The 22,686-nt window shown below is 60.0% G+C and carries 15 protein-coding genes; 1 reads left to right on the top strand and 14 read right to left on the bottom strand.

Annotation, left to right across the window (positions count from 1 at the left end; genetic code table 11):
* Positions 1–78: 78 nt before the first annotated feature.
* The 13 genes from JIO00_RS14900 to JIO00_RS14960 form a co-directional block, all read right to left on the bottom strand.
* Complete coding sequence (locus JIO00_RS14900) at positions 79–1,767, bottom strand: polyurethane esterase (protein ID WP_010460388.1); 1,689 nt, start codon at positions 1,765–1,767, stop codon at positions 79–81.
* A gap of 24 nt (positions 1,768–1,791) precedes the next feature.
* A complete protein-coding gene (locus tag JIO00_RS14905; protein ID WP_200666105.1) occupies positions 1,792–4,863 on the bottom strand; it encodes an autotransporter serine protease in 3,072 nt (1,023 codons plus the stop codon).
* Between the two features lie 215 nt (positions 4,864–5,078).
* A complete protein-coding gene (eprS, locus tag JIO00_RS14910) occupies positions 5,079–8,036 on the bottom strand; it encodes an autotransporter serine peptidase EprS (RefSeq protein WP_200666107.1) in 2,958 nt (985 codons plus the stop codon).
* Between the two features lie 72 nt (positions 8,037–8,108).
* A complete protein-coding gene (locus tag JIO00_RS14915; RefSeq protein WP_200666109.1) occupies positions 8,109–9,476 on the bottom strand; it encodes a TolC family outer membrane protein in 1,368 nt (455 codons plus the stop codon).
* Positions 9,477–9,478: 2 nt separating this feature from the next.
* Entirely contained in the window at positions 9,479–10,828 is a 1,350-nt protein-coding gene (locus JIO00_RS14920; RefSeq protein WP_010460397.1) for an HlyD family type I secretion periplasmic adaptor subunit, read from the bottom strand.
* Positions 10,825–12,600: a type I secretion system permease/ATPase gene (locus JIO00_RS14925; RefSeq protein WP_200666111.1), complete on the bottom strand. Its 1,776-nt coding sequence runs from the start codon at positions 12,598–12,600 to the stop codon at positions 10,825–10,827. Before JIO00_RS14925 ends, JIO00_RS14920 begins: the two co-directional genes overlap by 4 nt.
* A 173-nt stretch (positions 12,601–12,773) precedes the next feature.
* Positions 12,774–13,199, bottom strand: a complete 426-nt coding sequence (locus JIO00_RS14930) for an AprI/Inh family metalloprotease inhibitor (RefSeq protein ID WP_077747857.1) — start codon at positions 13,197–13,199, stop codon at positions 12,774–12,776.
* Positions 13,200–13,273: 74 nt separating this feature from the next.
* Positions 13,274–14,731: a serralysin family metalloprotease gene (locus JIO00_RS14935; protein WP_077747856.1), complete on the bottom strand. Its 1,458-nt coding sequence runs from the start codon at positions 14,729–14,731 to the stop codon at positions 13,274–13,276.
* Positions 14,732–15,179: 448 nt separating this feature from the next.
* Entirely contained in the window at positions 15,180–15,434 is a 255-nt protein-coding gene (locus tag JIO00_RS14940) for a hypothetical protein (protein WP_083376724.1), read from the bottom strand.
* A 118-nt stretch (positions 15,435–15,552) separates the two neighbouring features.
* Positions 15,553–16,638 carry a polyamine ABC transporter substrate-binding protein gene (locus JIO00_RS14945; protein ID WP_083376723.1) on the bottom strand — a complete coding sequence of 362 codons (1,086 nt, stop codon included), beginning with the start codon at positions 16,636–16,638 and terminating at the stop codon, positions 15,553–15,555.
* Between the two features lie 51 nt (positions 16,639–16,689).
* Positions 16,690–17,031, bottom strand: coding sequence for a cupin domain-containing protein (locus tag JIO00_RS14950; protein ID WP_010460408.1), 342 nt, complete (start codon positions 17,029–17,031; stop codon positions 16,690–16,692).
* A gap of 42 nt (positions 17,032–17,073) precedes the next feature.
* Positions 17,074–18,480, bottom strand: a complete 1,407-nt coding sequence (locus tag JIO00_RS14955) for an NAD(P)/FAD-dependent oxidoreductase (protein WP_200666113.1) — start codon at positions 18,478–18,480, stop codon at positions 17,074–17,076.
* Between the two features lie 50 nt (positions 18,481–18,530).
* On the bottom strand, positions 18,531–19,346 hold the full coding sequence (locus JIO00_RS14960) for a helix-turn-helix domain-containing protein (RefSeq protein ID WP_083376721.1): 816 nt from the start codon (positions 19,344–19,346) through the stop codon (positions 18,531–18,533).
* A gap of 263 nt (positions 19,347–19,609) precedes the next feature.
* Between JIO00_RS14960 and JIO00_RS14965 the strand changes: the two genes are divergently transcribed.
* Positions 19,610–19,885, top strand: a complete 276-nt coding sequence (locus JIO00_RS14965) for a DUF1652 domain-containing protein (RefSeq protein WP_010460414.1) — start codon at positions 19,610–19,612, stop codon at positions 19,883–19,885.
* Between the two features lie 57 nt (positions 19,886–19,942).
* Here the strand turns inward: JIO00_RS14965 and JIO00_RS14970 are convergent, their stop codons facing one another.
* On the bottom strand, positions 19,943–22,417 hold the full coding sequence (locus tag JIO00_RS14970; RefSeq protein WP_200666115.1) for a UvrD-helicase domain-containing protein: 2,475 nt from the start codon (positions 22,415–22,417) through the stop codon (positions 19,943–19,945).
* Positions 22,418–22,686 lie beyond the last annotated feature (269 nt).

Below are 22,686 nucleotides of genomic sequence, written 5' to 3' on the forward strand. Positions count from 1 at the left end.
GTTGGAATTGTCAGAGATAGCTCACAACCAGGACGCCTCATTCACGAGGCGCCCCGGAGCATTTAGTGCATGCAGCCTTTACGCAAACGTGATGCCTGAAGCCGACAGGCTGTCCAGTCCTACTCCCACCAGGGTCACGGCAAAATCGCCCACTTTCAGCACCGTGTCATGGCCCGACTGCGAAGCGTGTTGCTTGTAGTCATAACCCTGCCCCGCGCCCTGAACGCCGAGGAACACCAGCTTGTCGTTGCCCTGGTAGCCATTGATCGCGTCGAAACCGAAGGCGCCGCTGAACAGGAAAGTGTTGTGGCCTCCCGAGGCCTGCATCAGGTCGTTGCCCGCGCCACCGACGAAGGTCACCTGGCTTTTGTCGCTGCGCAGCAGGTCGTCGCCGGCATGACCGAACAACCAATCGCCGTCGACGCTGGCCGCCAGTGTGTTGCCATAGGCGTCACCGTTGAGCGAGTGGTTGTAGTGGGTCAATTCACTGCCGTTGAGCAAGCCATTGGCAGTGACGCTGTAAGTCACCTCCTTGCTGCCCCACCATGAACCCGACTCCTTGCTCACCAGCGAACCGATGTCGCGGGTCATGCTGATGCCACCATAGGCGTCGCGCACGTACAGGGTGCCGTCGCCGTCGTTGGCAAAACTGAAGTTCTGCAACGGCTTCTGCAATTCGAAGGTGTTGCTGCCCTTGCCGCCCAGCAGAAGGTTGTAGCCGCCGTCGTCGCGCAAGCGATCGTTACCGTCGCGGCCTTCGATGAAGTCATTGCCGGCACCGCCCTTGAGCAGATCGTCGCTGTCGGTGCCGATGATGAAGGTGCTGCCGGTGTGGGGTTCGCCGCTGCGTCCGAGGTCCTCGACCCAGGTGGTGCCCCGAGACGACTCCGCCAGGTTGGAGACGATCAGCGTTGAGTCCTTGTCGGTGAGGTCGTAGAACCGCGAGTCGATCACCCGGTTCAAACCGTCGGCATAGCCCAACGAGCCATGGGCTGACCAGTTCAGCGGATTAAGGATGCTGAATGGCACCAGGTTCTGCGCGGTGGACGCGTACTGGTCGTTGAAGTTGACGATGTTGTTGGTCGCCGAATCCTGATGACCGTCGTGCTTGCCCAAGGACCCACTGCTGAACGTGGTGCCGTCGAGCACCCGGAACACCGGGTCGTTCTCGTAGCCGATGTTCAACACGTTGTTGCCGGTGGCGCTCTGGGTCGGTGAGGCGAACGCGATGTAATTGGCGTCCTTGTAGAAGCCGCCCCAGTTGTTGCCGCTCAACTCGGCGAGGCTGTTGACCCCCAACCCGCCGAGGCTATGGCCGCTGACCATGACATCCCTGGCGCTCAGGCCATGGGCGATGGAAAACGCGGCAACGTCCTTGAGCAAGTTGTCAAAGGCGTTTTTCGCGTAATTCGTCGCGTAATCCACCGGGCCGACGGCGGCCAGCAGGTTGTTCTTCATGTCGCCGAAGGTGTCGCTGTACCCCAGGCCTCCGGTGCCCCGGAAGGCAATGCCGATACCGATCAGCTTGCCCGCCGTGTCGTACTTGCCGAGCACTTCGGCTTCGGCGCTGGTGAAGCCGTCCTTCTCACCATAGAAAGTGCCCTGAGCACCGACCTTGCCTTGATAACCCAGTTGCTTGGCGCCAATCGGCGCCCACGCGGTGGCCGGCAGTGGCTGACCGGTTGGCGTGTACGCATACAGCGTCAGGGCGATGGCGTCGCTGTACAGCGCCTTGCCGTCAGCATTTTTGTAATCAAACAGTCCCATGTTGTTTGCTTCCTTTGCGTTAAATCAGAACTGCCAGTCGAGTGTCAGACCTACACCGTGGTCTTTTTCGTTGGAGCCCAGCAGTCCGTTGTAATCCAGGCTTACACGCACATCCTTGGCCACCGCCAGACCGGCGCGCGCACCAATGACGGCGGCGTTACGATCCAGAGACACGCTCTGCACGCTGAACCCGGTGTTGCCGTTGGCGAAGGCCAGGTGGTCTTCGGAACGGGTGTTGCTCAGGTTGTGCTGCCAGCCCAGGGTGCCGGACAGTTCCAGTTGCTGTTTGTCCGACAGGGCAATGGCTTTGCTCGCCCGCACACCGAGGGTCGAGAGCACGGCGTCGCGGTTGTCTTCGCCCCCCTTGAGCGCGGCGGCATCGCCTTTCTCGGTGAAGCTGTCGCGGTTGAGGTGCACGTAAGCCAGGTTGGCAAACGGTTCCAGGGCCAGCGGTTGCAGGTCCAGGCGATACGCGGCTTCGGTAAACAGCTGGGCGGTGGTCGCATCGCGTTTGGATTTCTGTTTGCCGCTGACGTCACCGAATTGCAGGTCACGTTTCACATCGATGCGATGCCAGCTATAAGCGCCGCCGACACTCAAGCGCAGTGCATCGATTTCATGGCCCAGGTAGGCGCCCAAGTGGTAGCTGTCGACCGAGGCCGACGAATGCGTGCCATCGCCCATGCTCAACGAGCTGTCGCTATACCCGGTGACGAAACCGAGCCGCGTATCTTCAGTGATCAGACCGTCGACACCGGCCAGCAAGCCGCCGATGGAGCTGGTGGAACTGGCGTTGTCATGCCCGCCGTCGCTCTTGCCCCAGGCGCCGAGGACTTTGACCCAGGCATTGCTGCGGTCATCGGTGGGTGCCGCGGCATCGAACAGATCACGCTCACGCAGGCGTTCGCCGACGGCATCGCGCAGGTAACGGCTGTCGTTGATCAGCAACGTGCCGATCGCCGGATGAATCTCACCGGACAGTTGCTGGAAGGCTTGTTGCGCGACGGCAGCGGTTGGCGACAGCAACAGGGTTTCATAGAGCGGATTGCCCGCGCCCAGTTGCTCGGCAGCGGCAGCGACGGCACGTTGGTTCGGGGTCTGGCCGATGCTGGCGAAGGACGCGGCGTTGCGCTCTACCGCCAGTTGGATGCCAGTAGCCGAGTAGTCGAGCGCGCCGCCGATGAACAGGTAGTTCGGCAGGACTGCGCCAAACCGCCCTTCGATGCCGCCAGCTGCTTGCAGGATGTTGTATTGATTGCCAAGCAGCGATTGCACGTCGCTGGTGGTCAGCAAGGTCGGGCTGTTTTCCAGGGACAGGCTGACAGTCGCGCCTTCGATCACCGCTTTACCGCCCGCGATGATCTGGTCGCTGCTGGTCGGCGACAATTCCACGGCGTAGGTCGAGCCCGGCTCGAACGTCACGTCACCCGCGACCTGCAAGGTGCCGATGGAATTGCCGGGGGCCACGGTGCCGCCGCTTTTCGCGGTCAATGCGCCGATGCGGCCGTTACCGCCGAGGATCCCGCTGTCGTTGACGGTGACCGCCGAGAGCAGCGAGCCGTTGATCGCCAATCGCCCCTGATTGACCAGCGTCGGGCCGGCGTAAGTGTTGGCGCCGGTCAGCACCAACGTGCCGATGCCCTGCTTGGTCAGGCCGCCGTGGCCGGAAATGTCGTTGCGCCAGACGTCCCGGCCACACTGCACGTCATTACAGACGCGCTCGGTCGGTTTGCCCGCATCGATAATCGCGCCGATGCCGGGCAAGTCCGCGACAAACTGGCTGGAGCCGTAGGCGCCCTGGATGCGGAACTCCTCGGGAATGTCTTGCTCGGTGACCAACATCGCCGGGCCATCGATGCCTTTGCGCAGGTTGATCATGCCCCAGCCATACAGCGCGTCGACACCCGGTGCGCCCATGTCGGTGGCCGTGGTGCGCAGCACGCTGGCAACCTGGGCGCCAGTCATGTACGGGAAGCGTTCCATCAGCACCGCCACCGCGCCCGCGACGTGCGGCGCCGCCATGGAGGTGCCGTTTTTGTTGGCGTAGCCGATGGTCATGTTATCGGCATTGGTGCCGCCGATGACTGCGCTGAAGATCTTGCTGCCCGGTGCCGACACGCAGAAACTCGCGGTGTAGCCGCAACGCGACGAGAAGATGCTGATGTTGTAGAGGTCCGGGCTGTTGAGGTCCGGGTTCTTCTGCAAGGCCGCGACGGTCATCCAGTTCGGTGCGATTTCGGGGACGAAATAACCGAGGCCGGCAATGGCGTCCGGGTTGTTGAGGTTGTAGTCGTTGCCGGCGGCGAAGATTGTCACGATGCCGCTGCGAGCGGCCGCGATCGCACCGTCATAGGCACCGCCCTGGCGCGTGCCGAGGATGGGCTGGATCTGATTGAATTGCAGTTGCGCGTCCTGCACGGTGAAGTGCGGATACGCCGGGTCGCGGCCCCCCAGGTCGAAGCGATCGGTGATGCCGATGCCCCAACTGTTGTTGATGATCCGCGCCCCGCTGGCGATCAATGCATCCCAACCGGCCTTGTACACTGCGCCGTCGTTGCCGAGGATGATCCCGTCTTCGGGGCCCGGGTCGCCGTTGTCGGCACTGATGATTTGCGCGTTGTACGCCACGCCGTGCATTGGATTGCCGTCACGGCTGCCCGCGGCGATCCCGCCGACGTGAGTGCCGTGGGAGCCGAGCTTGCCGTCGTAGCCGACCGAGGGCGAACCGTCATACACAAACGCATCGCCGGCTTTGACCGGGATGTATGGGTCGGTGTATTCGCGGATGCCGCGGGTGACCAGAGTGACGACCTTGTTGGCACCGGAAAACTCCGGATGCTGGGCGTAAACCGGTTGATCGAAGATCCCCAGTTTCACGCCTTTGCCGCTGTAACCGGCGGCGTAGGCATCCTGGGCATTGATGGCGCCCAGGCCCCAGTCAGCGTTGAACTCAGCGCTGCGCCAACTGTTGGGATCGCCTGCTTTGCCGCTTTCCACGTAGGGCACCGCTTGTGCGGTGCCTACTGAAGCCAGCGCACAAAGCAGGGCTCGGTTGAGTGCTTTCAAGGCGAATAAGTTGTTGTTCTTAACTTTCATACAGCGACCATCCTTAGTTGTCTTGCCAAAATCCCCGTGGCGAGGGGGCTTGTCGGAACGCCGCATCGTCCCGTTCGGCTGCGCAGCAGTCGCGAGCCCGGCAGATGCGTTTTGTCTGCCAAATCACCGCTGCCTGTTTTGGGGCGGCTTCGCCACCCAGCGGGAGCAAGCTCCCTCGCCACATTTAATGTTTGCCACGTTTTTTGTTCGTGTTTTTAAAACTGCCAATTGAGGCTTAGCCCTACGCCATGGCTCTTCTCGCGGCTGGCCAGTTGGCCGGTGTAATCGAGGTTCACGCGAATGTCCCGGCTCAGGGCCAGGCTGGCATGCGCGCCTACCAGTGCCGCGTCACGTACCATTGGCGTCCCTTCCACCGAGAACGCCGTGCTGCCGCTGGCAAATGCCAGATGTTCTTCAGCATCGGTATTACTCAGGTTGTGCTGCCAGCCGAGACTGCCGCTCAGGTCTAGTTGCTGCTGGCCGGACAGGTTCACCGTTTTCAATGCGCGCACGCCCAGGGTGCTGAGCACCGCATCCCGCGTGTCGCCAGTGCTTTTCAGTGCAGCGCCATCACCTTTCTCGGTGAAACCCTCGGTGTCGAGGTGCACGTAGGCCAGGTTGGCGAAGGGTTCGAGCGCGAGCGGTTGCAGATTCAGGCGATACGCCGCTTCACCGAACACTTGAGTGGTGCCGGCATCGACCTTGGCTTTCTGCTTCGCGCTGACGTCGCCGTATTGCAGGTCACGTTTGACGTCGGCGCGATGCCAGCTGTAGGTACCGCCGGCACTCAGGCGCCAGGCGCCCAGTTCGCGGCCGGCGTAAGCACCCAAGTGATAGCTGTCGACCTTGGCCGATGAATGCGTGCCCGAGCCCATGCTCACCGAACTGTCGCTGTAACCCGTGACCAGGCCGATCCGGGTTTGCTCGTCGATCGCGCCATCGACACCGGCAAGCATGCCGCCGATCGAGGTGGTGTAACCGGCGGTGTCATGGCGGTCATCGGTCTTGCCCCAGGCCCCAAGCGCCTTGATCCAGCCATTGCTTTGCGCGCCTTTGGCGTCAACCAGTCGCTCACCGATTGCATCGCGCAGGTATCGACTGTCGTTGATCAGCACCGAACCCAACGCCGGGTAGATTTCCCCCGACAACTGCTGGAACGCCTGCTGTGCGGACGTCGCGGTGGGCGACAGCAACAGGCTTTCGTACACCGCATTCCCCGCCCCAAGCCCCTCCACGGCGGAAGCGACGGCGCGTTGGTTCGGCGTCTGGCCGACGCTGGCGAACGTCGTGTCGTTACGCTCCACGCTCAGTTGAATACCGGTGGCGGCGTAATCGAGGCTGCCGCCGATGAACAGATAGTTGGGCAACACCGCACCGAACTGACCTTGAATGCCGCCGGCCGCTTGCAGGATGTTGTATTGCTGACCGAGCAGGCTTTGCACTTGTTGAGTGCTGAGCAAGGTCGGGCTGTTTTCCAGTGACAGGCTGACCGTCGCACCGCTGACCGTGGCCGTGCCGCTCGCAACGATCCGGTCGCTATCGGTCGGCGACAGCTCCACCGCGTAGGTCGAGCCGGGTGCAAACGTGACGTCGCCGGCGACCTGCAAGGTGCCAATGGAATTGCCCGGCGCGACGGTAGCGCCGCGGTTGGCCGTCAGATCCCCGACTCGTCCTGAACCGCCCAGCGTGCCCCCGTCATTGACGGTCACACTGGATGCCAACGAACCGTTGACCGACAGCAGGCCGCCATTGACCGTGGTTGGCCCGCGATAGCTATTGTCACCAGTCAGCATCAAGCGTCCGGCTCCTGACTTGATCAGGCTGCCTTCGTAGACCCGAGTGGTGGCGGCAAGATCGCGGGCCATGCCGACGGCGTAATCCGTCTGATCCTGCTGACTGGCACCGGCCGGTACGCCATTCTCCCAGCCCTTGGTCCTCAACGTCTGTTGCCAGGCACTGCGTTCGGCCGCGTCTTCACTCTGCCGCTGGATCAGCGCGTTGTCCGAGATGTCGTTGCTCCAGACATCGCTCTGCCCTGCCCCCAGATTGGCGTCGAAGCGGCCGAGCAATTGCGCCGGCCCGCGCATCGCCCGTTCGAGGTTGGCCACGCCCCAGCCGACGCGGGTATTGGGCGCCTGGGTGACGGAACCGTCGAGTTGGGTGGCGGTGGTCAACAGGGTTTCCAGCGCCTGCTGGTTGGTCATGTACGGATAGCGTTCCATCACCAGCGCCAGCGCGCCGGTGGCATGCGGCGCGGACATGGACGTGCCGGACTTGATCGCATAACCGGCGTCGGGGATGGTGCTGTCGATCTTCGCGCCGGGGGTGGTGATGCACCAATACTTGGCGATTCCGCACTGGTTGTACTTTTGCTGGTTACTTTGATCCAGCCCCGACACCGCCAGCCAGTGGCCTTCCAGGTCCGGCTGGAAGTACGGCAAGGCCGAACGCACGCTGGCATTGGGGTAACCGCTGTTGCCGGCGCTGAACACATTGATCACACCGCGACGTGAAACGTCAGCCGCCGCATCTAGCCAGGTGCCTTTGTTCCAGTGCTGGGCGTAGGCGGCGTGCAGATCGTCGAGGGTGCGATAGCTGACGTCCGCTGGCTGGCTGCCCCAACTGTTATTGATCGCCCGCACACCGGCGTCGGCCAAGGCGTTATAGACCGCTTTGAAGTAGCGCGGATCCGGATTGGGGCCGAACAGAAAACTGTCGTTCTTGTTGGTATTGCCGACGTAGACCTGCGCGTTGTACGCCACACCGTGCATGCCGGTGCCATCGCGGGAGGCACCAATGGTGCCGGCGACATGGGTGCCGTGGGAGTCGTTGTTGGCGTTGAGGGTGCCGTCGACATTGAACAGTGAGCCGTCGACGTAGCTGCCGCTGGCCAGCACCGCGTGGTAACGGTCGGTGGCGAATTCGGGATGGGCTGCATCGAAGCCTGAATCGAGTTCGCCGATTTTCACACCCTTGCCGGTGATGCCAGCGGCGTAGGCCTGGTCGGCCTGCATGCGGGCCAGTCCCCAGTCCCGCTGAAATTCCACCGAGCGCCAACTGGCCGCATCGCCCAGGGTGCCGTTTTCCTGATAAAGCGCCTGGGCCGAGCCTGGCGCTACTGAAATCCAGAGCAATAACGTGCCGACCGACATCGGCTTGATCTGTACGTCCATGTCAACTTCTCGCTTTTTTGGCGTTTTTAGAATTCTGGTTGCCCACTAGGGGCTGCAACGCAACAGCTCAAATCATTGAGATCTCGGGCCTTGACCGAATGCCTCGTCCACCTTTGCCAGATCCTGCTCATTCAAGGTCCCGGCGTAGTAATGCAACTTGGTCCAGGCCATCAGGTAGTCATACCTTGCCTGAGCCAAATCCCGGCGGGTGGTAAATAGTTGTTGTTCGGCATTCAACGCATCCAGGTTCACCCGCTCACCGCCCAGGATGCTTTGCTTGGTCGAAACCACCAGCGCTTCCGCCGATTTCAGGGCTTTCTGATAAGCGCGCAACTTGTTCACCCCCGACAGGCAGGCACTGAATTGCCGACGCAGCTCGATCAGGGTTTCCCGGGTCTTGCCGTCCAGTTCGTACTCGGCCTGTTCCATGGTGCGGCTGGCCTGACGGGTCGACGCCGACACCCCGCCGCCGGCGTACAACGGCACGCTGACTTCAATGCCGATGGTGTTGGTGTCGTAACGCTGGTTGTAGGTATTGCCGCTTTCCGATTCGTTCTGGCGCACCGAAGCGTAGGCACTGACTTTCGGCAGGTGTCCGGCGCGGTTGCGTTCGACTTCATACCGCGCGACTTCCACCGCCTGACGCTGGGAGGCCAGGTTCGGGTTGTTGGCCACGGCCATCTCGTGCCAGGTGTCGTAGTTGGCCGGCAGCAGGCTGAAGGTCTGGAAGTTCTGGTCCAGTGGCGCCAGATCGGTGATGTCGACGGCCGGCACGCCAATCAGCGCGCCCAGTTCGCGCAAGGACGCGTCCTGCTCGTTGCGTGCCTCGATTTCCTCGGCGGTCGCCAGTTCGTAGCGAGACTCGGCCTCAAGAATATCGGTGCGCGTGCCCTCGCCCTGGCGGAACATCTGCTCGTTCTGCTGGAACTGCTGTTCGAAGGCCTTCTTCTTCGCCAGCGCGATGTCGATCTGATCCTGGGCGAACAGCGCATTGGTGTAGTTTTCCAGCACACGAACCAGCAATTCCTGGCTCTTGCCGCGGAAGGCTTCGTCGGCAAACAGCGACTGCGCCACGCCTTTGCGATACCCCGCGTAGGCTTCGTAATCGAGCAACGGCTGTTGCAGGGTCAGGTTCGAGCCGTAGCTGCCGTAGTTGCGGTCCTCGGTGAAGTCCGGCCGACCTTCATTGATTTGGGTGACCTTGGAGGTGTTGCGCCCCTTGTTGTAGGTGTAACCGATCCTGGGCAACAACCCGGCCCGGCCTATGATGCGGTTTTCGAGGCCGGCATCGCGTTCCTTCATGGCGCCAAGGAACACTGGGTCATTGCGCAACGCTTGCTCGTAGATATCGAACGGCCCCATGGTGGCCATCACACTGTTGCACGTCAGCAACGCCAGGGTGGCTGTGAGCATTGAAAGCTTATTCATACAGCCGAACATCCTTATTCCTCGGTCAACGCGGAGCCTGCCCGGTCGAGCAGCGGTTTGAACAAATAGTTGAGGAGTGAACGTTCACCGGTGCGCACGAACATTTCCGCCGGCATGCCGGGCTTGATCACCAGCCCGTTGAGTTTTTCCATGGCCTGGTCGCTGACGCTGCTGCGCAGCACGTAATACGGCGCGCCGGTTTTCTCGTCGACCATCTGGTCGGCGGAAATCAGGCTGACTTCGCCGGGTACGCGCGGTGTACGGCTCTGGTTGAACGCGGTGAACAAAATGTCCACCGGCAAGTGGGTGCCGACCTTGTCGATCAGGTTGATCGGCAAGTGCCCTTCCACTTCCAGGCGGGTGCCTTGCGGCACGATCTCCAGCAAGGTGTCGCCCTGGCGGACCACCGCACCTTCGGTGTGCACCCCAAGGTTGACCGCGATGCCGTCGGCGGTGGCGATGATCTCGCTGTGTTGCAGATCAAACCCGGCGGAAGTCAGCTGCTCTTCCAGGGTCACGCTTTTGAGTTGCGCGTCGGCCAGTTGCGTGCGGACTTCTTTCTGGTATTCCTCGATGTGCTGTTGCAGCTTCAGGCGCGACTCGAGGATGCCCTGCTCGACCCGGCCGCTTTCGCCGCTGTTTTCCGCCAATTGCTGCTGCACCTGCGACAGCTGCCGCTGGAACTCCATCAAGCGATTGCGCGGGATGTAGCCGTTGTCTGCCAGGGGCTGAAGGTTACTCAGTTGTTGCTGCAAGGAGCTGGCCTGAGCCGAAAGGTCGGTACGCGCGCGGCGCATGCCGGCCAATTGCGCGCTGGCGCCTTCGATGCTGGCGCGCAGACCCGCCTGCTCGCGGGAAAACGCTTCGCGGCGGCTGCTGAACAATTGCCGCTGGCCTTCGAGGACCAGCGCCAGGCGTGGGTCGGGATCGTTGCTCAGTTCCGCGGGGAAATTCACCTGCTTGAGGTTGTCCCGCTCGCTCTGCCAACGCGCCAGGCTGGCCCAGGCCATGCGGTATTGCGCTTGCAGCGATTGCACATCGGCCGCGACCTGGGTCTGGTCGAGCTGGAACAGCGGTTGGCCCTGCTTTACCACCTGGCCTTCGCTCACCAGGATACGGCTGACCACGCCGTTGCTCATCGATTGCACGGCCTTGCGCTTGCCCGAGACCACGACTGTGCCTTGCACCGGGATTCCTTGGTCGAGCGGCGCGAGGCTGGCCCAGGTGAAGAAACTGCCAGCACCGACGATCGCCAGAATCCAGCCCATGCGGGAGAAGAAACGAGCATCACGCTCAGGGCGTTCGGCGATGTAATCGTGTTCCATCGTCGCTTCGTTTTCAGTGTTCATGCGAGCGCTGGTCATACACCCGAATTCCTTGTCGTAGGCTGATACTGGCGACTCATGCTGAGCCCGCCCGGTGCTTGCGCCGGTTTTTCACGTTGCTGTTCCTGGGCGCTGGAGAGTGCCTTGAGCACTTCCTGGCTGGGGCCAAAGGCCTGTAAACGACCGTCGTTGAGCACCAGCAACTTGTCAGCCTGAGCCAGCGCCGAGGAACGATGGGTCACCAGAATCACGCTCGTGCCCTGAGCCTTCATTTGCGCGATGGCGCCGGCCAGCGCCGCTTCGCCCACGGTGTCGAGGTTGGAATTGGGTTCATCGAGCACCACCAGGCTTGGCTTGCCGTACAGCGCGCGGGCCAACGCCACCCGTTGCTTCTGGCCGCCAGACAAGCCACTGCCGTCCTCGCCCAGCACCGTGTCGTAGCCCTGCGGCATGCGCAGGATCAGTTCATGGACGCCCGCCTGTTGCGCCGCTTCGACGACTTTCTGCGAATCCGCTTCGCGAAACCGGGCGATGTTTTCCGCGATGCTGCCGCTGAACAATTCGATGTCCTGGGGCAAGTAACCGATGTAGGGACCCAGATCGTCGCGGTTCCAGCGATGGATGTCCGCGCCATCAAGCCGCACCGTGCCGCCAAGGGTTGGCCAGACGCCAACCAGCACCCGGGCCAGGGTCGACTTGCCGGAGCCGGAGGCGCCGAGTACGCCCAACACTTCGCCGGCACTCAGGCTGAAATTGACCATGTGCAGGGTCGCCGCGCGTTGCCCCGGAGGGCCGGCGCTGACTTGTTCGAAGGTGATCTGCCCCTTCGGCGCCGGCAGCGCCATGGCTTCGTCACTCGGTGGAAAGGCTTGCAGAAGCGAATCAAGACGACGATAAGCGAGCTTGGCGCCGCTCCACTGTTTCCACACCGCGATCAGCTGATCGATGGGGCTCAGGACGCGGCCCATCAGAATGGAGCCGGCGATCATCATACCGGCGGTCATATCGCCCTTGATCACCAGTAACGCGCCGAGGCCCAGGACCAGGGATTGCAGGCACAGCCGCAAGGTTTTGCTCAGGGAGCTGATGATGGCGCCGGTGTCGCTGGCCTGATTTTGCAGGCCGAGAAAACGCGAATGCACTTGGAACCAGCGCTTGCGCAACACGCCGAGCATGCCCATCGCCTGGATGGTTTCGGCATTGTGCAGATGACTGGTGGCCAGTTGGCTGGACTTCTGGGAAAACCCGGCGGCTTCGCCCAAGGGCTTTTTGGTCATTGCCTCGTTCAGACACGCGAGGCCGATGAGCACCAGCGCGCCCACGGTCGCGAACACACCGAGCCAGACGTTGAACAGGTAAATCACGAAGAGGTAGACCGGAAACCACGGCGCGTCGAAGAAGGCAAACAGCGCAGGACCGGTGACGAATTGGCGAATGTGGGTCAGATCGCCAAGGGACTGACCGGCGTTGCCCTCGCCCTTGAGCAGGTTGCGCTCGAACGCGGCCTGATACACCCGCAGGTTGAAACGGCGCTCCAGCTGGCTGCCGATGCGGATGACGATGAAGCTGCGCACGATCTCAAGCAACCCGATGAAGGCGAAAAATCCGACCACCATCAGCGACAACATGGCCAGGGTGGTTTCGTTTTGCGAAGACAACACGCGGTCGTAGACCTGGAGCATGTAAATCGACGGGACCAGCATCAGCACATTAATTAACGCGGTAAAACAACCGACGCTGATCAGGATGCTCTTATAGTCGCCCAGTGCCTTGAATAACGGTGCGGTGGCCGGGCTCATTGCCATCTTCATGGTTTCTTCCTGAGGTGTTAATCCTCGTCATGCCTGACGAAGTTTCCATTAACTGTCCGCGCAGAGGCAGATATAGGTTTGGCGCATCAGCGCTTACAAACCAATAACAACTTTTATTCTGGTTTGGTGCTTATAACGATAATGACCGTCGCTCTTTCGCCGTTGCCTTTTAATTACTGCGTCTGGCGCACAAGTGTTATGACCAGCGCGGATTTCAATGTGGCTTTATAAGCGCCGTCACGTTGACGGCTGAGAAATAGAATCTTCGAACCTTCGTTGCCGGTGATCGCAATGCCGTCCGGTTCCGGGAACCAACCGGTAGCGGTTTTGCCATCCAGCCAGGCGCTAAGGCAGCTGGCGCCCTCACCCAATGTCTGGGTTTGCTGAAAGTCGATGACGCACACGTTGGACGGTTTGTCTTGCAACGCCCGGGACTCTGGCGAGTCATCTTTGGCGCTGAGAGTCGCCTGCCATTTGCCGGCCAGTTCCGACGGATCCGCTAATTTCAGGCTGCTTGACATGGCTGTCTCTCCAAAAAAAATCATCAACGTCGCCAGGAGCCACGCGGTTGTAAGGTTGGTAAAGGCTTTATGAGCCATAGGTTGTTGTACTCCGGCTGCGGTCTTTGGCACAGAGGGCGGCGCATCGGCGCCACCCTCCTTATCGCGCTACATCACGCGGCGATGTCCGAGAACGCCGCCTGGCCAACGGTGCTGACCAGGAAGTCAGCCACGCCATGCCCGGAGAAGTCCACCGCCAACTGGCTGTTACCGCCCGAAGAGGTCAACACGGCATCGCCTGCCGCACCGGTGAACGAATTCACGAAGTGCAGGCCCGCGCCTTTGGTGATGGCGGTCAGGTCGATCTTGTCCAGGCCACTGACAAAGTCGAGGATCTGATCAGTCGCACCCGGCTTGGAATCGCTGCTCGCTGCGAACACAAAAGTGTCCGAGCCGGTACCGCCCCACAGCTTGTCCGCACCGCCCGCGCCGAAGAGGATGTCGTTGCCGGCACCGCCCTTCAGCTCGTTGGACACGCCATTACCAATCAGCAGGTCGTTACCCGAACCGCCAATCGCGTTCTCGATGGTTGCACCCTTGGCAATGGAAACGTTGCCAACCATGCCGCCAACATCGGAGAACGAGGCCTCATTGAGGTTGATCTTCTGGTTCTGGGTAAAACCGGAGAAGTCCAGCGTGTCTTTGCCGCCCGCATCCCACACCGAGAACACGACCTTGTCCGACGACGAAGACGCGCTCAGGAAATCGCGACCGGCATTGGAGTTGAAACCGTAGGTGGTGTCACCGGTGCGGGTGGTGGTGTTGGCACCGTAGAGTTTCTGGATGGCGGCAATATCGTCCAGCAACGGACCGGACGCATAGGCTTCGACGCCGGCCTTGCTGAAGTTCTGGTCGGTGTTGCTTTCACTCCAATAGCTCATGAGGCTGTAGCCGCGGGTGTCTTCCGCGTAGGTCGCGTCGTTGTAAGTCGGCGCGCCTTCACCGGCGTTGTAGTCGCCGGGGTGGGCCAGGCCCAGGGAGTGACCGATTTCGTGGGTCAGGGTTTGACGACCGTAGTTGTTCAGGTCCGGTGTCTTGTTGGGCGTGTAGCTGCTGTTGGTCAGGTACCAGGAAGTACCGTCATAACCGGCGCCGGTGCCAGGCAGGTAGGCGAATGCCGCTGCGCCGTCCTGGCCGCTGCTGTAATTGCCGAAGGTCATGTGACCGTCGCCGCCTGTGGCTTTCTCGGTGAAAGTGACTTTGGCCACATCGGCCCAGGATTGCATGGCGAGCACGGCCTGGGCTTTCTGCTGGGCGCTGAACTGACTGAAACCGGAAATCCCGTGCTTGTTCATGGTGCTCGACGACGCCGAGGTCAGGAACGTGTAGGTCAGTTCGATTTTGCCGCTGCCGTCCTTGTCCTGATAGGCAGCGCCGTCACGCAGCAATTGCGTCGCTGCCTCGTCGACGGAGTAGGACGGTTTGCCATTGACCGTGAGATTGCCACCCCGGTCATACTGATGGCTGAAGCTGTCGATCTGGTTGTACGCAGAACTGGGCGCAGCCAATGCTTGCAATGGCGAAAAGGCCTGTTCGGCAAGATCAATAGCGTTGTTTTTAACTTTCGACATAAACACACTTCCTTGTTTAGCAATGGAACAGTTTTTGTCAGATAGCGACAATCTCTGGCGAGATCGTCCTATCACTCGCCCAATGAAGGCGAAAGAAAACTGACACAATTCGAAATCGAACGTCTACATTTTTTTTGACGTCAAATTGTTCTGCCCCGGCAAGTACCCGGAAACAATGCCTGCGCTGTCGAAATATAGTTTTTAGTTGAGGGTTTCGGACTAATTGTCTGACAATTGCGTATTTAAATATTAAATAGAGGTAAGTTGGTTTTTGTCGAGAGCGTCTCACTTTTCCGTGACTTATTAATATGAGTGCCAGTGCAATGCCATCAGCCAAATCAAACGCCCGATGAGGGCAGTCATCCGCGATGACTTCCAGACGAACAGGAGCCAATGGTGAACACGTTGCGTGTTCACCATCGCATTTACCCACCGCCATCACTGCTTTCTAAACCTCATCAACAACGGACAAGACCGTTTCTCGACTGTCCAGAATCCCCAGTTGCTGGAGGATGTCATTGATGCCCCCCCATAGGCCGAGATCCTCAGGTGTCGGGGCTTCGACCAAGATACGACGCAAGCTCAGGTTGACCGTCAACCTGCCATAGGCGATTTCATCGGACTGGGCGCCTTTATCGATGATTCGCTTGGCAGCGAGGTTAATCTCTCCTTCAACGTAAGCTTGCAAAGCTGATTTGTTCATCGCGATTCTCCTTTGCAGACGTTATGTCTGTGCCGGAAACGCTACAAAGGATTTTGCCAGCCATCTACTGTCAGAATTTACAGGTCCAGACGGTCAATGCCGCGATTGGGGTATGGCCTCAACTCCCCGTCCGAATCTTGTTCCACACCCTCGTCCGAATCCGGTCGATACTCAGCGGCATCGCCTCCAGGGCGAACAGCTTGCCCATCATTTCCGGGCTCGGATAAACCTTGGTGTCATTCTTGATGGCCGGGTCGATCAGGCTGTCGGCCTGCTGGTTGCCGTTGGCGTAGTGAACATAGTTACTGATGCTGGCCATGACGTCCGGGCGCAGCAGGTAGTTCATGAACGCGTAGCCGGCCTTTTCGTCCGGGGCGTCGGCGGGCATGGCGACCATGTCGAACCAGATGGCGGCACCTTCCTTGGGAATGGCGTAGCCGATGTCGATACCGTTCTTGGCTTCTTTGGCACGGTTTTCGGCTTGCAGGATGTCGCCGGAGAAACCGACGGCCACGCAGATGTCTCCGTTGGCCAGGTCGCTGGTGTATTTGGATGAGTGGAAATAGCTGACGTAGGGCCGGACTTTCATCAGCAGCGCTTCAGCCTTTTTGTAGTCTTCCGGGTTCTTGCTGTGGTGCGGCAGCCCGAGGTAATTCAGCGCGGCCGGCAGCAGTTCGGGGCCGTTGTCGAGGATGGCGACGCCGCACTTTTGCAGCTTGGCCATGTTCTCGGGCTTGAAGATCAGGTCCCAGGAGTCCACTGGCGCGTTGTCGCCCAGCACGGCCTTGACCTTGGCGATGTTGTAGCCGATACCGGTGCTGCCCCACAGGTATGGGAAACCGTGTTCGTTACCCGGGTCGTTGGTCTGCAATGCCGTGAGTAATACCGGGTTGAGGTTCTTCCAGTTCGGCAGCTGGTTCTTGTCGAGCTTCTTCAGCGCCCCGCCCTGAATCTGCCGTGCCATGAAGTGGTTGGACGGGAATACCACGTCGTACCCGGATTTTCCGGTCATCAACTTGCCGTCCAGGGTTTCGTTGCTGTCGTAGACGTCGTAGCTGAAGGCGATGCCGGTTTCTTTCTGGAAGTTTTTAGTGGTATCCGGCGCGATGTAGTCCGACCAGTTATAGATCTTGACGGTCTCGGCGGCATGGCTGAGGGACGCGACAAGCGCAAGGGGTGCCAGGGTCAGTGTCTTTCGGATCATGAGTCGATTCCTGTATGGGTTGTTTTTGGCAGGCAATCAAAGGATCAAAAATCAAAAAATCAAAACGTAGGTCTTGCGCACGGTTTCCTGGATATCCCAGATGCCGAGGCTGTTGGCCGGCAACATCAGTGCGTCGCCGGCTTCGATGTAGAGGGTTTCACCGTCGTCGGGGGTGAAGGTGCAGCGGCCCTGAATGAAGTGACAGAATTCCTGGGCAACGATCTGCCGACGCCAGCGGCCGGGCGTGCATTCCCAGACGCCGGTTTCGACGCCGTCGTCGCGTTCGACGCTGGTGGTCGAAGCCACCGCCACCGGCGCTCCCAACGGCACGGCGACGGGGTTCGACTCCTCCAGTTCCAGTGTTGCGGTGTTCTTGAATTGCGTGATGCCCATGGGAGTACCTGTCGATTGAGCCTGTAGATGAAAGCGTGCTGTTCAGTGCATGAAACCTTCCATGAACCCCGCCACCTTGCTCGCCAGTTTGCGGCGCCAAGGGGCTGTCGCCGGGTTGGCCAGGGTCTGGTCTTCGTGGACGAAGCTGCGGATGATTGCGTTGTAACCCAGCCAGCGGCAGGGTTCGGGTTCCCAGGCCCGGAGCGTGTCCAGACCGCGTTGAGGCATGACCCAAGGCTGGTGAACCAGTTCGGTATCGCGCTCAAGAATCAGATCCGCCAGGGTTCGGCCGCCCAGGTTGCTGGCGCCGACGCCCTCCCCGCCATAACCGCCGGACAAGGCAATGCCGCTGGCCTGATCGCAGAGCATGTGCGGCTTGAAGTGCCGGGACATGCCCAGGTTGCCGCCCCATGCGTGGGTAATCTGCACGTTCTTGAGTTGCGGGAAGAGTTCGCTGAACAGGTAGCGCCGCAACTCCACTTCCCTGGTGGTCAGGTCAAAGTCATGGCGCAATTTTCCGGCAAACTGGTAGCCGCCCCGGGCGCCGAACACCAGGCGGTTGTCGGCCGTACGCTGGCCGTAGGTGACCTGTCGACTGCTTTCGCTGAACGCCTGGCCGCGGCTCAGGCCGATTTCGTCCCAGGTCGCGGCAGACAATGGTTCGGTGGCGACAATCAGGCTTTGTACCGGTAACTGATAACGACCGAGGGGTGGCAACGTGACCGAATAACCTTCTACCGCCGGCACGATCCAGCGGCTGCGGACCTGAGCCTTTGCCGTGCGCAAACTCCCCGACTGCCACTGCGTGACCGCGCTGTTTTCGTAGATTTTGACACCCATGCGCTCGACCGTTTCTGCCAGGCCTCGCACCAACTTTGCCGGGTGAATGGTCGCAACGTGCGGTGCATAGATACCGCCATAAGGCTTCGCCACTCTGATCTGTTGCGTCAGTTGCTCCGGGCTGAGCCAGCGGTAATCGCTTTCGGTCAGGCCTTGGCGGTAAAGCTTGTCCAGATAGTCGCGCAGGCTGGTTTCCTGCTCGGGATAACGCGCGGCACAGTACAGCACCCCGCCTTTGCGATAATCGCAGTCGATGCCCTCCCGTTCGATGACAATCTCGACTTCATCAGGAATGCTGTGCAGCAGATCGAAAGAGGCGCGGCGTTGGTCTGGCGGCAAACCCGCCAACAGACGGTCCTCGCCCAGCAAGTTACCCATCAGCCAGCCGCCGTTGCGGCCCGACGCGCCAAAACCGGCGGTTTGCGCTTCGACGATGGCAATGTCCAGGCCTGGCGCCAGGCGCTTGAGGTAATAAGCGGTCCAGAGCCCGGTGTAGCCTGCGCCGATGATGGCCACGTCGACGTCCAGGTCATGTTCCAGCGCAGGACGCGCCAGCAACGGCTCGTCGAGTTGATCCATCCACAAACTGATAGTGCGCCACGCCGACATGCCAGACTCCGCCACTCAAACTTCGATGGCGTCGATCCTAGTGCGTGACCTCAGGGGCTGTCGTGCGCGCGTGCACGCAAAGAAATTTGTTTGACGTAAGCCTTGGGCGACAGCCCTGTGTGCTGGCGAAAACAACTGTAGAACGCCGACAAGGAGTTGAAGCCGGCGGCAAACGCCAGCTCATCAATGCGCAGCGGTGGCATGGCGGCGTCCAGCGCCGCGAGTAAATGCTGCAGCCGCGCCTGATTGACATAGCGATAGAAGCTCTGGCCCAACACTTGATTCAGCAGATAGGAAATCTGATTGCGGCTGTACCCGCACTCCTGCGCCACCCGTTGCAGATCGAGCTCGGGATCCAGATAAGGCTGCTGGCGCTGGAAATACTGTTGCAGGTCCTCAGCCATGAAACTCAGCTGGCGCGGTGAAAGCCCAAGTCGGCTGGCGGCCGGGCGCGAATTCGTAGCGGTGTTGCGTTGCGGTTGTTCGCGCACCAGTGATGCGTATTCGTTGACTCGCCAGATCAACCCGTCGCGCACCGTGATCGCTTCACTGGAACGGAACGACACCAGCCCTTCGCCGCCGCGCAAGGTCATCTGGTACTGGATGAACGCAGTGTTGCCGTCCAGCCGTATGCGATCGGAATGCTCCAGCGCTTCGTCCGGGTTACGCGGCATGCTGCCGCGCACGTACTCGCGCAACTCATCCAGGCCCATGACCCGGTTCTGGAAAAAGTCGTTGTACTGAATGTCCGGGTGATAAAGCGCCATCACACCGTCCAGATCCCGGTGTTTCCAGCACAGGTGGTAGCGCATGACCGTCTCGCCCGTGGCCTGGGTTTGCAGGGGGCCATCATCATCGGCGTGCATAAGGGACTCGACGAAAAAAGCCGAGCTTGCCGAAGTTCGGCCGCGGCTTCAATGACCACGCCTGGTCGCCGGTAACGCCGAGCAAGGCCCGGCACGTGATCCATATCAAAAAAACGGTAGCAATCGCCAAACGGACTGAAAAAAATCACATGGTTTTCACATCCGGGTGCTACTTTTAAAGGCAGTCACCGGTTGAGCCATTGAAGGCTCTTCCCTCCTAACATGAGCTAAAGGAAGCGCTCGATGAAGAAGGCGGGCAACACATGAATAAAGGGTCTTTCAGCAAAGTTACGTTTCCAAACGCCTGTCAGCTGATGCGCTGGCATTTCCATCCCATGGGATTTGAGGCGAGCATGGACGCGCCGGGCAGCATGATCGCCCGCCTGTTTGACCGCGCCAGTGGCGAGACCATGATCGCCATTGCAGGCATTCCATGCGCAACCGTGATGAATGCCGCGGACGTAGAACGAATAATCGAAGCCGTGGAAGACGAGCTAGAGTCTTTCATACCTCCCCAGGCCTTCAAGAGTTATGCCTGAAGGCCAAACGCCCAACAAAAAGCCCACATCATGTGGGCTTTTTTGTGGGGCTCGGGTTCAGGCCAGTTTCTGACCCTGGCGATGATCAGTAAAGAATGGCTTGTCCTTGCCAATCCGGTCAGACGCCTTGGGCATGTTCGCCGCCTGAGTATCCTGCCCGTCGACATACCAGTAGCAATGACTCACCGCCCGAGTGATGCCGACGTAAGCCAGTCGCAGGATTTCGTCTTTCTGTGCGTTGTCGTATGGCTCGTTGTCGCCCGTCTTGCCAAGGCCCGCCATGCGATAGACCTGATTCTTGTAGGGAGAACTGGTCAGATGCTGACAATCACCCAGCAAAAACACCGCGTCAGCCTGCAAGCCCTTGGCGCTGTGATACGTCAGCTGTTTGATGCGCCGCGCTTCATACGGCAAGTTAGAATCCACATTAACTACAGACTGAATATGTTGTTCAATCAATAACTTATCGCTGCTTTTTCGATAAAGCATCAAGATTGAATCACCTTGTCGGTAATGCTGGATCAGGCGTTGAGCCATGCCTTGATCATCCCGATCCATGACGTTCACCGGCAACAGTGCCTTGGGTTCACCGCTGGCCTTGGCCTTCTTCCCGGCGATCGACGGCGCTGCGCGGACGATATGCTCGGCCGCATCAATGATGTGCTGATGACTGCGGAAATTGTCGCTGAGCATCACTTTGGTCGTGCTCGGTGACGGGAATTCCTTGTTGAACTCCATGAAATACGCTGGAGAACTGCCGCGCCAGCCATAAATGGACTGCCAGTCATCGCCGACGCAGAGCAAGGACGAACGTTGCGCGCCTCGCCCCACATGCATCGCCGGGCCGCGACTGCGGATCTCGGCCAGACTGGCACGGATCCACGAGACAATTTGCGGCGATACGTCCTGAAATTCGTCGATCATCAGGTGTGACAAGGGCCTTAGCAGCTCATCGCTCAGCAGCTTCAGGTTTTCCGGGGAATGCTCGCTAAACAAGGCAAACATCCGGTTGTAGGTCATCACCGGTGGTTTTTGATCAAGCAAATGATCTTCCAGGGCGCGCCAGAACAGGCTCAGAGCTTCGAAGAAATACCGGTCCGGGTCATCCTTGGCGAAACTCATCTGGCCTACGGCACTCGGAACATCCAGGCCGAGGTTCTCGATAAACCCGGCGGCGGCCACAAAACAATCCAGCAAGGGGGCTGATCCCAGCTCACCCTTGACCTTGTAATCGAAACCCGGACCGGCACTGGCATCCCCTGCCAGGGAAGCCAGTACGCGCTTTGATGATTCGTAACTATCCAGCCATATCAACGGTTTACGACAGAAAGCTTGAAACAGGGTGCGCTTCACCGCCCATTCCGCGCGGACAGTTAACTTGGCATTCGGGCGGCAGACCTGCGGATTTTCCCGTGGGTCAAAACCGAGTACGACCCAGGCGTCCAGCGTGGGGATGTAGCCGTGACAATGGAAAGTCGCACCATTGATATCGAAAGCCTGCCGATTGGGCTCGATGCCTTTTATTGGCCAGGCGCCGGCACGAAACCACAGGTCTTCAATCGTGTCGCAGAGCTCCTCGTCACGTTTGGCCGCCAACTCGGTCACCGCCACGCGCTTCTGCACGTCGGGGTGATCGCGCTCAAGCTCCTTGAGTTGCAAGGCATGACGGGACAATGGCTTGATTAGTTCGCGAAAACGCTCATCGCGAGTGTGCAGGCTGTGAAAACACGCATTGAGTTGCTGACGCTGCGCGTCATTGATGCGCAGGTCGAAGGGATTGCTGTCGACGTCCTCATCGCCGTTTTGCGCGCGATTGCTGAGGTTTTCGAATGCTTGCAGGCGCTCGAAGCCCGGCAGGCTGCGCACCATCGGCAGGATTCGCGAGTGGAAGGTGCGCACCAGGTCGCGCGCCTCCTTGAGGCTCAGTGCCCGACCCCACACACCAAACAATTCGATCAGCTTATTAATGAAGTCCTTGCGCGACTCACGGGTGAAGGTCACCACGGTCATCGAGCTCAGCTCGAAGCCCAGGTAATGGGTCAGCAGCAGGATACGCAGGACCAGTGTCGTCGACTTGCCTGCACCCGCCCCGGCAATCACCGACGTCGAAGGCGTGTCGCTGAAAATCATTTTCCACTGGGCGGCGCTGGGCTGGGCGTGAGGTGGCAGCAGTCGGGCGACATCGGCCTTCATGCGCTTCTTCAGGTCAGTGCCGAGTGGCAGGCGCCAATCGTCGAACAAGTTGTGATCGACATTAGGTGGCCGGTGCTCGGTGGAGCGCGAATCGCGGATCAGCAGGACCTGCCGGCCTTCTTCCAACCCCTCGGCTTTGCCTTCCTTATAGCCGTAATCGACCCCGGCGCTGTGACCACTGCGAAACCCATCGGCTTGCCCGTGCAACCACGAGGCACGGTGTTGCGCGCGCAGCCGGGTCAAGCCATGGCCAAAGAACCGGGCGGCGAGGCGCTTGAGCAGTGGCATCTCGGCCAGGGGACGAAGTTCGGGAGGAAGATCGGGGGTGTGTTGCGGCACGCGGGCTGACTCCAGGGTGTGAGGCTGACGAGGGCTATGGTGTCCGTATTTGCCGTTGAGTTCTAGTGAAATGCTTACAGGTCATTGGCTTATACGATGAAGTGAAGGCTGGATGAGAACGTTTCGAGGTTATTTGATATCAACTTATCCGATCATGATGAGGCATTTTTTACGCTTTTTATCGATTGGTGCCTGATAGATGATGCCCGCCATCAACCACCGGTTCTCGTTTCGTGGCTCAGGCGCTCTGCCCCATGACGAACCTTTTT

It is taken from the genome of Pseudomonas sp. SW-3 (assembly GCF_016615645.1).
GTDB lineage: Bacteria > Pseudomonadota > Gammaproteobacteria > Pseudomonadales > Pseudomonadaceae > Aquipseudomonas > Aquipseudomonas mandelii.

Coding starts and splice junctions, on each gene's coding strand:
- JIO00_RS14900 (WP_010460388.1), bottom strand. CDS start 1,767: ATGGGACTGTTTGATTACAAAAATGCTGACGGCAAGGCGCTGTACAGC.
- JIO00_RS14905 (WP_200666105.1), bottom strand. CDS start 4,863: ATGAAAGTTAAGAACAACAACTTATTCGCCTTGAAAGCACTCAACCGA.
- eprS (WP_200666107.1), bottom strand. CDS start 8,036: ATGGACGTACAGATCAAGCCGATGTCGGTCGGCACGTTATTGCTCTGG.
- JIO00_RS14915 (WP_200666109.1), bottom strand. CDS start 9,476: ATGTTCGGCTGTATGAATAAGCTTTCAATGCTCACAGCCACCCTGGCG.
- JIO00_RS14920 (WP_010460397.1), bottom strand. CDS start 10,828: ATGACCAGCGCTCGCATGAACACTGAAAACGAAGCGACGATGGAACAC.
- JIO00_RS14925 (WP_200666111.1), bottom strand. CDS start 12,600: ATGAAGATGGCAATGAGCCCGGCCACCGCACCGTTATTCAAGGCACTG.
- JIO00_RS14930 (WP_077747857.1), bottom strand. CDS start 13,199: ATGGCTCATAAAGCCTTTACCAACCTTACAACCGCGTGGCTCCTGGCG.
- JIO00_RS14935 (WP_077747856.1), bottom strand. CDS start 14,731: ATGTCGAAAGTTAAAAACAACGCTATTGATCTTGCCGAACAGGCCTTT.
- JIO00_RS14940 (WP_083376724.1), bottom strand. CDS start 15,434: ATGAACAAATCAGCTTTGCAAGCTTACGTTGAAGGAGAGATTAACCTC.
- JIO00_RS14945 (WP_083376723.1), bottom strand. CDS start 16,638: ATGATCCGAAAGACACTGACCCTGGCACCCCTTGCGCTTGTCGCGTCC.
- JIO00_RS14950 (WP_010460408.1), bottom strand. CDS start 17,031: ATGGGCATCACGCAATTCAAGAACACCGCAACACTGGAACTGGAGGAG.
- JIO00_RS14955 (WP_200666113.1), bottom strand. CDS start 18,480: ATGTCGGCGTGGCGCACTATCAGTTTGTGGATGGATCAACTCGACGAG.
- JIO00_RS14960 (WP_083376721.1), bottom strand. CDS start 19,346: ATGCACGCCGATGATGATGGCCCCCTGCAAACCCAGGCCACGGGCGAG.
- JIO00_RS14965 (WP_010460414.1), top strand. CDS start 19,610: ATGAATAAAGGGTCTTTCAGCAAAGTTACGTTTCCAAACGCCTGTCAG.